The 11,552-nt window shown below is 69.3% G+C and carries 10 protein-coding genes; 2 read left to right on the top strand and 8 right to left on the bottom strand.

Going from position 1 to position 11,552, the window contains the following annotated elements; genetic code table 11:
• Positions 1 to 11: 11 nt before the first annotated feature.
• Both G9C85_RS14570 and G9C85_RS14565 read left to right on the top strand, forming a co-directional pair.
• Positions 12 to 794, top strand: coding sequence for an SDR family oxidoreductase (locus G9C85_RS14570; RefSeq protein ID WP_166041282.1), 783 nt, complete (start codon positions 12 to 14; stop codon positions 792 to 794).
• An 85-nt stretch (positions 795 to 879) separates the two neighbouring features.
• Complete coding sequence (locus G9C85_RS14565) at positions 880 to 1,779, top strand: oxaloacetate decarboxylase (RefSeq protein ID WP_166041281.1); 900 nt, start codon at positions 880 to 882, stop codon at positions 1,777 to 1,779.
• A 30-nt stretch (positions 1,780 to 1,809) separates the two neighbouring features.
• On the opposite strand, the gene G9C85_RS14560 is transcribed toward G9C85_RS14565, so the two are convergent.
• From G9C85_RS14560 to G9C85_RS14525, 8 genes are all read right to left on the bottom strand, one after another.
• On the bottom strand, positions 1,810 to 2,301 hold the full coding sequence (locus G9C85_RS14560) for a 3-isopropylmalate dehydratase small subunit (RefSeq protein WP_166041279.1): 492 nt from the start codon (positions 2,299 to 2,301) through the stop codon (positions 1,810 to 1,812).
• A 1-nt stretch (position 2,302) separates the two neighbouring features.
• Positions 2,303 to 3,562: an aconitase/3-isopropylmalate dehydratase large subunit family protein gene (locus G9C85_RS14555; RefSeq protein WP_166041277.1), complete on the bottom strand. Its 1,260-nt coding sequence runs from the start codon at positions 3,560 to 3,562 to the stop codon at positions 2,303 to 2,305.
• Positions 3,563 to 3,737: 175 nt separating this feature from the next.
• Positions 3,738 to 4,868, bottom strand: a complete 1,131-nt coding sequence (locus tag G9C85_RS14550) for an acyl-CoA dehydrogenase family protein (protein ID WP_166041275.1) — start codon at positions 4,866 to 4,868, stop codon at positions 3,738 to 3,740.
• An 88-nt stretch (positions 4,869 to 4,956) separates the two neighbouring features.
• Positions 4,957 to 7,056 (bottom strand): acetate--CoA ligase family protein, encoded by a 2,100-nt coding sequence (locus G9C85_RS14545; RefSeq protein WP_166041273.1) that lies wholly within the window; start codon positions 7,054 to 7,056, stop codon positions 4,957 to 4,959.
• Positions 7,053 to 8,465, bottom strand: a complete 1,413-nt coding sequence (locus G9C85_RS14540) for a dihydroorotase family protein (protein ID WP_166041271.1) — start codon at positions 8,463 to 8,465, stop codon at positions 7,053 to 7,055. Before G9C85_RS14540 ends, G9C85_RS14545 begins: the two co-directional genes overlap by 4 nt.
• A gap of 91 nt (positions 8,466 to 8,556) precedes the next feature.
• Positions 8,557 to 9,543: an LLM class flavin-dependent oxidoreductase gene (locus tag G9C85_RS14535; protein WP_166041269.1), complete on the bottom strand. Its 987-nt coding sequence runs from the start codon at positions 9,541 to 9,543 to the stop codon at positions 8,557 to 8,559.
• Positions 9,540 to 10,031, bottom strand: coding sequence for a nuclear transport factor 2 family protein (locus G9C85_RS14530; RefSeq protein WP_166041267.1), 492 nt, complete (start codon positions 10,029 to 10,031; stop codon positions 9,540 to 9,542). The genes G9C85_RS14535 and G9C85_RS14530 overlap by 4 nt, the downstream gene beginning before the upstream one ends.
• Positions 10,028 to 11,470 (bottom strand): FAD-dependent oxidoreductase, encoded by a 1,443-nt coding sequence (locus G9C85_RS14525; protein ID WP_166041265.1) that lies wholly within the window; start codon positions 11,468 to 11,470, stop codon positions 10,028 to 10,030. Before G9C85_RS14525 ends, G9C85_RS14530 begins: the two co-directional genes overlap by 4 nt.
• Positions 11,471 to 11,552 lie beyond the last annotated feature (82 nt).

Raw genomic sequence — 11,552 nt, 5'->3', positions numbered from 1 at the left:
CCACTGAGGGTATGGATTCGACGCCAGCACTCCTCACTGACCGGGCCGCCGTCGTCACGGGCGGCGCGTCCGGCATCGGCCGCGCCATCGCCCGCCGGTTCGCCGAAGCGGGCGCAGACGTCGTCGTCGCGGACATCCGCGAAACCCCCCGAGAGGGCGGAACGGCAACGCACGACTGCATCCGCGACGAGACGGATCGCGACGCCAGGTTCGTCGAGTGCGACGTCCGCGACCCCGACGCGATCGAGCGTGCCGTCGCCGCCGCCGACGACTGGGGCGGCGTGGACGTCCTCGTGAACAACGCCGGGATCTTCCTCAAGCGCGACCTCCAGGACACCACCGAGGACGAGTTCGACCGCGTGATGGCGACGAACGTGAAGAGCACGTTCTTCGGAGCGCAGGCCGCCGCCGAACGGATGGTGCCGGCGGGCGAAGGGAGTATCGTCAACGTCTCCTCGACCGCCGGTCTGTACGGCGTCGGCGACTACGTCGCTTACTGCGCGTCCAAGGGCGCCACCCGCCTCCTCACGTACGCGCTCGCGGACGCCCTCGGCCCACACGGGGTTCGATCGAACGTCGTCCACCCCGGCGTGGTCGAGACCGAGATGACGCGAGCGGACTCCGAGGTCGTCGACACTCCGACCGGCGACGCGTTCCGCGACCGCATCCCGCTCGGACACTTCGGGCGTCCGGACGACGTCGCCGCCGCCGCCCTGTTCCTCGCGAGCGACCTATCGGCCTACGTCAACGGCGAATCGCTGGTCGTCGACGGCGGCGTCCACTCGACCGGCTAACCCTCGACTCGCCGAGTCGGCCAGCCGGACGTGGAGGTTCGCCCCGAGAGGCAGGCTTTTGTCACGGCCCCCGCTAGCGGTGGGTATGGATCGCGGAGCGAAGCTTCGAGAGCTGATCGAGCGCGACGAACTCCTCATGGCCATCGGCGGCTGGGACGCCCTCACTGCCCGGATGGCCCAGCAGGCAGGCGCAGAAGCGGTCTACATGTCCGGGTCGTGCGTGTCGTCGTCGGTCCACGGCGGCCCGGACGTCGGTCTGACGACGATGACCGAGATGGTGCGTCGCGCCCGCCAGATGGCCGGCGTCCTCGACGTTCCACTGATCGCGGACGGCGACACGGGCTACGGCAACGAGATGAACGTCCACCGGACCGTCAGGGAGTACGAGCGCGCCGGCGTCAACGCCATCCAGCTGGAGGACCAGACGTTCCCCAAGCGCTGCGGGCACTTCGATGGGAAGAGCATCGTCGACCCTGCCGACTTCGCGGCGAAGGTCGAGGCGGCGACCGACGCCCGCGAGAGCGAGGACTTCCAGATCATCGCCCGCACGGACGCGCTCGCCACCGACGGCCTGGACGAGGCGATCCGTCGCGCGAACCTCTACAAGGAAGCCGGCGCGGACGTCCTGTTCGTCGAGGCGCCGACCGAGCGCGAGCAGATGGAGCGCGTCTGCAGGGAAGCGCCCGGGCCGCTACTCGCGAACCTCGCGGCGAAAGGCAAGACCCCGCCCATTCCCGCCGAGGAACTGGCCGACATCGGCTACGACCTCGCCATCTACCCTTCCGATTCGTTCAAGGCCGCGCTCAAGACTATCCAGAACACCTACGAGACGCTGATCGACGAACGCAGCCAGGAGAACATCCTCGACGGCATGGTCGAGTGGGGCGAACGCGACGAGATAACCGAGATGGGCGACGTCGAAGCGCTCGAAGACAAGTACGCGGCGGCCAAAGAGCGGTACGCGGACGCCTACGACGAACTGTAGATCGGTTCGCCCGCTCGGTCGGCGCAGTGGTCAGGCTCGCTGTTGCTTGCGGTACTCGACGAGTCCCCCGGCCTCGAGGATCTCGAGGAGGTCCTCGGGGAGGCCGGTGGCGTCGAACGTCTCGCCGGTGGTGACGTTCTCCACGACGCCCTCGGCGACGTCGACGCGGATCTCGTCGCCCTCGCTGACGTGGTCCGTGATGCCGGGGACGACGACGATGGGGAGGCCGACGTTGATGGCGTTCCGGTAGAAGATGCGAGCGAAGGACTCAGCGACGACCGCACCCACGCCCGCGTTCCGGATAGCTATCGGCGCCGCTTCGCGCGAGGACCCGAGCCCGAAGTTCTCGCCGGCGACGATGACGTCGCCCGGCTCGACCTGGTCGGCGAACTCGGGGTCGTAGCCCTCGAGGACGAACTCGCCGAGCTTGGCGTCCGGGACGGTGTTGAGGTACTCGCCGGGGATGATCTGGTCGGTGTCGATGTCGTCGTGCAGGACGTGTGCGGGCCCGACGCGCTCCATCTCAAAACACCTCCCTCGGGTCGGTTATCTCGCCGTGAATCGCTGCGGCGGCGGCCGTCTCGGGGCTCGCGAGGTATATCTCGCCCGGCCCCATGCGGCCCGGGAAGTTGCGGTTCATCGTGCCGACGCACGTGTCGCCCTCGCCGAGGATGCCACCGTGCGCGCCGAAACACGAGCCACAGCCGGGGGTGCCGATCATCCCGCCGGCGTCAACGATGTCGTTCGAGAGCCCGCTGGCGTTCAGCTTCTTCAGCGCCTCCTTCGTGCCGGGGGTGACGACGAGGTCGGTGCCGCGGGCGACCGACTCGTCCTCGATGCGTTCGGCGAACGCCCTGATGTCCGCCCAGCTGCCGTTGTTGCAGGTGCCGACGAACACGTGGTCGACGTCGGTACCCGCGCAGTTCGCGACGGTGTCGATGTTGTCGACCGCCGACGGCTTCGCGACGAGCGGTTCGAGGCTACTGGCGTCGACCGTCCGTTCGTTCGCGTACTCGGCGTCCTCGTCCGGGCGGACCGGTTCGTACTCCCGCACCGCGCGCCCGTCGAGGTACTCCTCGGTGGTGTCGTCGGGCGGGACGATGCCGGCCATCGCACCCATCTCGACGGTGATGTTCGAGAGCGTGTGGCGCTCGTGCATCGCGAGGTCGCGGACGCCCTCGCCGTGGAACTCGACGCTGTCGTAGATCGCGCCCTTCGTCGTGAACTCGCGCATCATCGCCAGCGCGAGATCCTTCGCCGCGACGCCGTCGGGGAGCGTGTTCTCGACGACGACCTTCTGGGACTCCGGGACGCGGAGCCAGAGTTCGCCGCTGCCCAGTACCTCGCCGAGGTCGGTGTGACCGATGCCGGTGGCGAACGCCCCGAACGCGCCGTGCGTGACGGTGTGCGAGTCCGCGCCCAGAACGAGCGTCCCCGGCAGGCTGTACCCCTCCTCGGCCATGACGTTGTGGCTGATGCCGTTCCCGGCGTCGAAGAAGTGCTCGATGCCCTGTTCGTCGACCCAGCGCTCCATCTCGTTCATCTGCGTGGAGATGCGTTCGTTCGGTGACGGCACGTAGTGGTCGAACACGAGGACGACGTCCTCGGGGCGTGCGACCTCGTTGAACCCGAGCTGGCTCATACGCTCGATTCCACTGTACGCGGAGATGTCGTGGCAGAGTATCCAGTCCGGCGTCGCGGTGACGTGTTCGCCCGGGTCCGGCGCGTCGTCGAGGCCGGCGTGCGACGCTAGCACTTTCTGGGCGATCGTTCCTCCTACCATACCTCGAAATACTTGCACACAGTTAAAACGATTCGTGTTCCAGGGATGGGCGGCCGGTGCTGGCGTCACGTCGTCGACGGTCGACCGGAACGGACTTCGTACCGCTAGCAGACCACCGCCGCTAGCGTCGTGCCGTCGGCGGTCTCGCCGTGGTCTCGACGCGACGCCTCGCGTCTCAACGATACCCCTTGTCGTAGAGCGTGCGGGCGATGCCGTTGCGGTGGACCTCGACGGTGCCGCCGGCGATCTTCCAGCCGCGCACCATCCGGTACATGTACTCGACGGGGTGGCCCCGCATGTAGCCGTTCGCGCCGAAGATCTGGACGGCGTCGGTCAGCACCGACTCGCCGATCTCGTTGGCGTACACCTTGGCGATGCTCGTCTGCGCGCGCGATGGCAGGCCGGCGTCCCGATCGACGGTAGCGGCCGCGTACAGGACCGCGAGGCGAGCGGTCTCTATCTGCATCGCCATGTCAGCGAGCTTGTGCTCGATCGCCTGGAAGTCGCCGATGGGCTGGTCGAACTGTTCGCGGTCCTGCGCGTACGCCAGGGCCTTCTCGAAGGCGTTGCGGGCGACGGTGACGCACATCATCGCGTTGTGACAGCGCTCGACGTTGAACGTCTTGAGCAGGGTGACGAGCGCGTCCTCGCCCCGGACCAGGGTTCGGGACTCGGGAATGGTGCAGTCGTCGAAGACGAGTTCGCCCTGGACGCCCCCGTGCATGTTCGTGTACTCCTCGCCACGTTCGAAGCCGGGGTCGTCGTCCTCGACCATCACGGCGCCGATGCCCTCCGGGAACCGCACGTAGACGAGGAAGACGTCGGCGACGTCCGACTTCGTAACCCAAAGCTTGGAGCCGTTCAGGACGAGGTCGTCGCCGTCGTCCTCGGCGGTCGTCGTCATGTTCGTCGCGTCGCTCCCGGCCTCCGCTTCGCTGATCGCGATGCTCATGACGCTCTCGCCGTCGCAGACGGCGGGGAGGTAGCGCTCCTTCAGGTGGTCGGAGCCGAGTTCGTCGACCGCGCGCGGCGCGCCCATCGAGGACCGCGAGACGACGTGCGCGCTGTCGGGACAGATTCGACCGATCTCCTCCTGGACGAGCAGGACCTCGACGGGAGAGAGGCCGCCGCCGCCGCATGCTTCGTCGATGGCGATGCCGAGCAGTCCGGCGTCGGCGAGCTTCTCGACGTTCGGCCAGGGGAACTCGTCCTCCCAGGTGAAGGCGTCGGCGGCGAGTTCCGATTCCGCGAGGTCGCGGGCGGTACGCGTGAGGAGTCGCTGCGTCTCGTCGAGCGTGAAGTCCATCACGTGTGCTACCGTCGTGGAGGGTCTTAGCGGTGTGGGTAGTGGGCCCCACGTCCGTCCGCCGACCGGGACGGGCGACGGGCGTCGCTCACTCGACGAGCAGGTCGACCGCCACCGCCGCGTCGTCGGTGACGACGACGGGGTTGCACTCCAGTTCCGCGAGGTCGTGGTCGCGGTAGCACTCGGAGACGCCCGCGACGAACCGCGCGAGCTCGTCCACGCTTCCCGAGTGCCCGCGGAAGCCCTCGAGGAGCCGGGAGAGCGGCGTCTCCGCGATCATCTCGCGGGCGGTCGCCTCGTCGACGGGGAGCGCGCGGTAGGCGAAGTCGTCGAACAGTTCGACGAACACGCCGCCCGCGCCCAGCGTGAGGACGGGGCCGAAGTCGTCGTCGTCCACGACGCCGACGAGCGCTTCGACGCCCTCGAACTGGCGCTGGACGACCACCGGGTCGTCGCCGCACGCGGCGACGGCGTCCCGGACCTCCTTGGGGGAACCGACGTCGGTGTGGACGCCGCCGGACTCGGTCTTGTGCGCGACCCGAAGCGGGTCCTGCTTGACGACGACGGGGTAGCCGATATTCGCGGCGGCGGTGACCGCCGCGGCCGCTCGGTCGTCGGCGTCGGCGTCCGCGACGACCTGCGTCTCGACGCTTTCGACGCCGTACTCGTCGAGGCGGTCGATGGCGGCCGCGAGGTCGTCGCGCGGGAAGACGCGGTCGCCGTGTCCGGGACCGAACGCGGGCGCGTCGCTGAGGCGGTCGACGGCCTCGCTTCGAGCCTGGAGACGCTGGCACGTCTCGACGGCGCGGACGGGGTCCTCGAAGACGAGAATGCCGGCGTCCCGGAGAGCCGCCGCCGTCTCCGCGCGGGGCGTCGACCCGGTGAACACGCAGACGACCGGCATCCGGTGTTCGCGTCGGAGTCGTGCGAGTTCGTCCTCGAAGGTCTCCACGACGTCCCGCCCGGAGTTCCCGAACTGGACGAGCAGGGCGTTCACCGCGGGGTCGCCGGCGACGCGGCCGATGCAGCGCTCGAAGACGGCGGGGTCGCTGATGGCGGCGGCGGTGACGTCCAGCGGGTTCGTCGCGGAACCGTAGTCGGGGATGACCTCGTCCACCGCGGCGACGGTCTCCTCCGAGAGGTCCGCGAGCGGGAGGCCGACGTCCTCGGCGACGTCCGCGCAGAGGACCGCGGCACCGCCGGACATGCTGACGACGCCCAGTCCGCCGCCCGGGTCCGGTCGCGAGTCGCCGGGGAGGCGAGTGAACGCGGTAACGGCGTCGAGGAACTCGTCGACGCCGCGGACGCGCGTGACGCCGGCCTGCTCGAAGACGGCGTCGTAGACGTCGTCGCTGGAGGCGACGCTCCCCGTGTGCGACGCGGCGGCCTGCTGGCCGCGGCGGGACGCGCCCACGCGCATCGCGACGAGGTCGGTGTCGGTAGCGGCGGCCCATCGACCCAGTTCCAGCAGGCGCCGCCCGTCGGAGAGCGACTCGACGTACGCGGCCACGGTGTCCGTCCGGTCGTCCGCGACGAGGTGCGAGAGGACGTCGAGAGCGTCCACGTCTACTTCGTTCCCCGTCGATACCCACGTGCTGGTGCCGACGTCGCGGTCCTGCGTGAGTTGGAAGAGGGCACCGCCGAACGCGCCGCTCTGCGTGACGAACCCCACGGGGCCGGGGTCGAGATCGTCGCGCTTACAGATGGAGCTGAACGACGCGAAGACGTCGTCGTGCAGGTTCAGGAACCCCTCCGAGTTCGGACCCAGCAATCGGACGCCGCTCTCGTCGGCCGCCGCGGCGAGGTCGGCTTCCAGGTCGTCGTCGCCCGCCTCGGAGAACCCGGACGCGATGACGGTCGCGAACGGGATGCCGTGCTCGCCACAGGCGCGGACGACGCTCGGGGTGACGCGTGCTGGGACGAGCACCATCGCCATATCGGGGACCGCGGGGAGGTCCGCGACCGCGTCGTAACAGGTGTGGCCGTCTATCTCGTCCCGGTTCGGATTCACGAGGTAGCAGTCGCCGTCGTACTCGTGGCGTTCGAGGAACCGATGCGGACGCCCTGCGAGTTTCTCCGGGTCGCCCGAGGCACCCACGAGCGCGATGCTGTCCGGCGAGAACAGCCGATCGAGGTTCGGCGCGTCGCTCTCGATGTCGAACTCGGGACCGGTTCGGTCGTCGGTCACGCCGTCTCACCACCGGGACCCCGGTGCAGGTACGAGCCGCGTCCCGGGTCGGCGTGCAGGTCGCCGCATTCGACGACGACCTCGCCGCCGGCGATGGTGTGCGTGGGGAGTCCCTGCACTCCGCGGCCGTGGACGGACGACCAGCGCGGTTCGCGCGTGTGGAAGAAGTCGTCGTCGATCACCGTCGTCGCCTGGGGGTCGACGACGACGAGGTCGGCGTCAGCGCCCTCCGCAATGACACCCTTCCGGGGGTAGAGCCCGAACCGCTTCGCGTTGTTCGTCGCACAAACCTCGACGATGCGCTCCATCGACAGCCGGTTGCGGTTGTAGCCTTCCGATACCATCATCGGCAGGAAGAACTCGACGCCAGGCTGGATGCCAGGCGGTGCCGCCCACATGTTGCCGTACTTGCCCTCGCCGCCCTCGCGGACCTCCTTGCTCGTGGCGATGTGGTCGGTGCCGACGTGCCGGATGACGCCCTGCCGCAGCGCCTCCCAGAGGCGTTCCTGGTGGCGTTCGTCTCTGAGCGGCGGCGACACCTTCCCCCAGACGCCGAGGTCCTCGTCGGCGGTGTTGACGAGGAAGGTCACGAGCGTCTCGCCGTGGAGGTTCACGCCCTCTCGCCGGTAGCGCTCGACGACGTCCGCGCCCTCGGCGGAGGAGACGTGGACGGCGTAGGAGTTCGCGTCGCTGAAGCGGGTGAGGCGGCCAACGTGCTCGATCTGCATCGCCTCCGCAACGGGCGGGGACGACTCGCGCCACGCCTGGAGGTCCTCGCGGCCGGACTCGCGCAGCTCGCGCTCCATCTCGCGCTGGATCTCGGCGTTCTCGCAGTGGAACATCCCGACCGCTTCCGGGTACTCGGCGACGTGGGAGAGCACGCGGTGGACGCGGTCGGCCTCGCAGGGCTCGATGTCGATGTCGTGATACTTGTACATGTTGAAGAACATCTTGAACGACGTGACGCCGCGGTCGACGAGGCCGGGGATCTCCTCGATGTGGTGCTCGTGACTCATCACGGCATGGTGACCGAAGTCCACGTAGGAGTTGCGTTCGCCGACGTCGACGAAGTCGTCCCAGTCCGGGAGGTACTGGTCGCCCTGCTCGACGAAGTTCAACAGCGTCGTGACGCCGCCGTGAACTGCGCCCCGCGTCTCGGTCTCGAAGTCGATCTCGAGCTGCTCGGGGTAGCCCGCGTCCCGCCGGCCGAGGTGGACGTGTGGGTCGACGAATCCTGGCAATAGGAAGTTCCCGTCCGCGTCGATCACTCGGTCGGCAGGCGGGAGGCACGCGTCGCTACCGATGGCGACGATGCGACCGTCGTCGCAGGCGACGCCGCCCCGGATCGTTCCACGTTCTGCGACGACGCGGGCGTCGCTGACCACGAGGTCGACGCTACTCTCTGACATGGCAGACTCTGCAACGGGCGTCGGCAAAAAGGTATGGTCGCGCGGCGGACGAGGGATTCGTCCGTCGGTTCTTCCCCGACGGGTCGGGCGGTCAACGGGGCGCGCAGGTCTCGAGGACGCGCTCGACGAGGTCCCGGTCCGCACCGGCGGGGGCGCGAACGATGGGGAGGTCGACGCCCGCGCTCCGGAGGTCCTCGAGGTCGCGCCGGACGTCGTCGGGACCGCCGGTGACGGCGACCACGTCGAGGAACTCGTCGCTGATGGCCGCGGCCGCCGCGTCCCGGTCGCTGGCGTCGCGGACGGCCGCCACCTCGTCGGCGAACCCGGCGTTCTCCGCGACCCGACCGTAGTACCCGGGAATGTCCCGCAGGTAGTACGCGACGTGACGCCTCGCCGCGCGTCGGGCTCTCGCGGGGTCGTCGGCGACGGCGGTGAGGACGTACATCGCAACGTCGACGTCCGCGACGTCCCGGTCCGCGCGCTCGGCGCCCGTCGCGAGCCACTCCCGGGCCTCCTCGAACCGGTCGAGCGGGTAGAGGTTGGGGAGCCAGCCGTCGCAGTACTCGCCGGCCAGGCGGACGTTCCCGGGACCGAGCGCGGCGTTGTAGATGGGGATCTCCTCGCGGACCGGCTCGAAGGCGTCCCAGAAGCGCGTTCGCTTCGGGGTGAAGAACTCGCCGTCGTAGCCCCCAGGCTCGCCGCGCAGGTAGCGCTGGACGAGTTCGACGAACTCCGCCATCCGCGCGAGCGGCCGGTCGAACTCGACGCCGTGGAACTCCTCGACGACGCCCGGGTGGGCGACGCCGAGCCCGAGAATCGCGCGACCGTCGGAGTGCGCGTCGAGCGTCGCCGCCGCCTGCGCGAGCGTGGCGGGCGTGCGAGCGTAGACGTTCACGATGCCCGTCGCCAGGCCGATCTCGTCAGTGACAGTCGCCCACCGCTCCAGCTTCCCGAACGCCGTCCTCCCCTGCCCTTCCGCCGTCCAGACGCTCTCGTACCCGAGCGTCTCCGCTCGCTGCACGAGGTCGAGGTCGTCCTCGAGCGAGAACAGGACGCCCGTGCGCTCGCGACCGCTCATCGATTCGCGCCCTCCGAACCGCTCCCGGTGGCGGTAGCGTCGTCGCCGACACCGCTCGCGCCCCCGACCGGGACGACGCCGTCGGCCACGAGGTCGTTGTAGATGTCGAGGCGATCGATCTCCCCGTCCCGGATCTCGTAGACGTCGACGTAGCTCACGTCCGAGAACTCGTCGCCGTCGTTGTCCACGCCGTAGAGCGTGCCGAGCGAGACGACCGCGTTCTCGCGCTCGTCGACGAACCAGCGGTCGTACTCCTTGGCGGCCCACTCGTAGCGCGGCGCGAAGAACGCGAGCATCTCGTCGGCAGCATCTGAGCCCTCGAACGTCGCGCCCGGGACCGTGATGGTGGCGTCGTCCGCGAACAGTTCCCCGACGGTCGACCGCCGGTCGTCGTCGGCCATACGTTCGAAGAACTCCTCGACGACGCCGCGGAGGGCCGCCCGCTCGTCGACGTCACCGCCCTCGTCGCCGGCCGTCTGGTCGCTCATCGCCGTATCCCGAGCGCGTCCCGGGCGTGCTCGCCGGCGAGCCGCCCGAGGCCGAGCGCCGCGGTGAGGCCGTTCCCGGAGAGGTAGCCGCCGGCACCGCTGCCGCTGATGCCGACCGCGCTCCCGCCGCCCGCGTAGAGGTTCGGGACGGGATCGCCGTCCTCGCGCAGCACGCGACCGTGCGCGTCGACGACGAGGCCGCCCTGCGTGTGGAACAGCGCGCCAGTGACCTTCGTGCCGTAGTACGGCGACCGGAGCGTGTCCCGACCGTCCGTCCGCCCGACGTCGTCGGGCCTGTCGGTGTCGATGGCCTCGTTGTAGGACTCGACGGCCGCGGCCGTCGCGTCGGGATCGCAGCCCAGCGTCTCCGCAAGTTCCTCGACCGTCTCCGCGGAGTCGTACGCGCCGAGTTGGACGGCTTCGTCGAAGTCGTCGAACTGGCCCTGCAGGCGCTCGAAGATGCGTTCGTCGAATATCTCGTAGCCGACCCCGTCGGGTTGCTGGAGGACGTCGATGGCGAACTCGCTGTAGCCCGCGGACTCGTCGCCGAAGCGCTCGCCGTCCTCGTTGACGAGGATGCCGCCGTTCATCACGATCGCGTACGTCGAGAGCGCGCCGGTCTGGTGCGCGACGGTGGCGTGCCCCTGGTAGGAGTCCATCGACGCGAGCGCTGCACCCAGTTCCGCGCCCCAGCGGATGCCGTCGCCCTCGTTCCCGTCCGCGCCGAAGTAGAGGGCGTCCTCGATCTCCTCGTCGAGGTTCTCCTGGATCATGCGCTTGTTCCCGCCGAAGCCGTCGGTCGCGAGCACGACCTTCTCGGCCTCGATCGCTTCCTCGCGGTGGACGCCCGCCTTCACGCCGACGACGGCGCCGTCGTCGGCGACGAGTTGGTTCACGGGGACGTTCGTGAGGAGCTCCACGTTGTCCAGTTCCTCGAGCAGGTCGACGAGCTGGCTGACGAGGTTCGCGCCGTTCCGGCCCGGCGGGGCGTGCATCCGGTACTCGCTGTGCTTGGGGTACTTGAAGTCGTCCACGAGGTGCATGTCGACGTCCCAGTCCTCGACCAGCCAATGGATGAGGTGGCGCGATTCCTCAGCGAGGTGGACGACCATGTCCTCGTCCGCCTCGTACCCATTCTTCTCCAGGATGTCGCGGGCCATGTCTGCGGGCGTCTCGTGGATGCCGGCCTCCTCCTGGAGGTGGGTGCCCGCCGCGGGGACCATCCCCGTCGACAGGCTGGTGTTCCCGCCTGGTTCGGCGGCCTTCTCCAGGATCGTGACTGTGAGGTCGGATTCCTCGGCGGCGGCGAGCGCGGCGACCAACCCGGTGCCGCCCGCGCCAGCCACAAGGACGTCCGTGGAGACGTCCCACTCCACGTCGTCGACGCCGACGACCTCGCTGGTCTCGTCGCTGAGAGCGTACTGCTCGGACTCGCTCATACCACTACGGGGTACGGCCGCGAGTGTAAAGCTATCGCACACCGAGACCGGGCGACGTGTCGTCGCTAGCGACGTCCGCACT

The sequence above is a fragment of the Halorubellus sp. JP-L1 genome (genome assembly GCF_011440375.1).
Taxonomy (GTDB): domain Archaea; phylum Halobacteriota; class Halobacteria; order Halobacteriales; family Natrialbaceae; genus Halorubellus.
Note: the sequence above shows the minus strand (reverse complement) of the source record. Positions and strands in the feature narration are given on the sequence as shown.

Excerpts from the sequence above, each read along its gene's own strand:
- G9C85_RS14570 (WP_166041282.1), top strand. The coding sequence starts at position 12 with ATGGATTCGACGCCAGCACTCCTCACTGACCGGGCCGCCGTCGTCACG.
- G9C85_RS14565 (WP_166041281.1), top strand. The coding sequence starts at position 880 with ATGGATCGCGGAGCGAAGCTTCGAGAGCTGATCGAGCGCGACGAACTC.
- G9C85_RS14560 (WP_166041279.1), bottom strand. The coding sequence starts at position 2,301 with ATGGAGCGCGTCGGGCCCGCACACGTCCTGCACGACGACATCGACACC.
- G9C85_RS14555 (WP_166041277.1), bottom strand. The coding sequence starts at position 3,562 with ATGGTAGGAGGAACGATCGCCCAGAAAGTGCTAGCGTCGCACGCCGGC.
- G9C85_RS14550 (WP_166041275.1), bottom strand. The coding sequence starts at position 4,868 with ATGGACTTCACGCTCGACGAGACGCAGCGACTCCTCACGCGTACCGCC.
- G9C85_RS14540 (WP_166041271.1), bottom strand. The coding sequence starts at position 8,465 with ATGTCAGAGAGTAGCGTCGACCTCGTGGTCAGCGACGCCCGCGTCGTC.
- G9C85_RS14535 (WP_166041269.1), bottom strand. The coding sequence starts at position 9,543 with ATGAGCGGTCGCGAGCGCACGGGCGTCCTGTTCTCGCTCGAGGACGAC.
- G9C85_RS14530 (WP_166041267.1), bottom strand. The coding sequence starts at position 10,031 with ATGAGCGACCAGACGGCCGGCGACGAGGGCGGTGACGTCGACGAGCGG.
- G9C85_RS14525 (WP_166041265.1), bottom strand. The coding sequence starts at position 11,470 with ATGAGCGAGTCCGAGCAGTACGCTCTCAGCGACGAGACCAGCGAGGTC.